This is a genomic window from Streptomyces sp. O3 (assembly GCF_054788135.1).
On sequence record NZ_JBTVYK010000128.1, the window covers coordinates 1 to 677 of the forward strand.

The 677-nt window shown below is 68.1% G+C and carries 1 protein-coding gene; it reads left to right on the forward strand.

Going from position 1 to position 677, the window contains the following annotated elements; translation table 11 throughout:
- The coding region (locus tag ACX6XY_RS30010) for a carboxyl transferase domain-containing protein (RefSeq protein ID WP_460337769.1) at positions 1-677 on the forward strand (677 nt) is incomplete at both ends.

A 677-nucleotide genomic window follows, 5' to 3' on the forward strand; every position in this document is an offset into this window, starting at 1 on the left:
GCGGCGCAGCATGCCAAGGGCAAGCTGACGGCGCGGGAGCGGATCGAGCTGCTTCTCGACGCGGGATCGTTCCAGGAGGTCGAGCAGCTGCGTCGGCACCGGGCCACCGGCTTCGGCCTGGAGGCGAAGAAGCCCTACACGGACGGTGTGATCGCCGGGTGGGGCACGGTGGAGGGCCGGACGGTCTTCGTGTACGCGCATGACTTCCGGATCTTCGGGGGTGCGCTGGGTGAGGCGCATGCGACGAAGATCCATAAGATTATGGATATGGCGATCGCGGCGGGTGCGCCGCTGGTGTCGCTGAACGACGGTGCGGGCGCGCGGATCCAGGAGGGCGTCTCGGCGCTCGCGGGGTATGGCGGGATCTTCCAGCGGAACACCAGGGCGTCGGGGGTGATCCCGCAGATCAGTGTGATGCTGGGGCCGTGTGCGGGCGGTGCGGCGTACTCGCCCGCGTTGACGGACTTCGTGTTCATGGTGCGGGACACCTCGCAGATGTTCATCACCGGTCCGGACGTGGTGAAGGCCGTCACGGGTGAGGAGATCACGCAGAACGGGCTCGGCGGGGCGGACGTGCACGCCGAGACCTCCGGCGTGGCGCACTTCGCGTACGACGACGAGGAGACCTGCCTCGCCGAAGTCCGCTACCTGCTCTCGATGCTCCCCTCCAACAACCG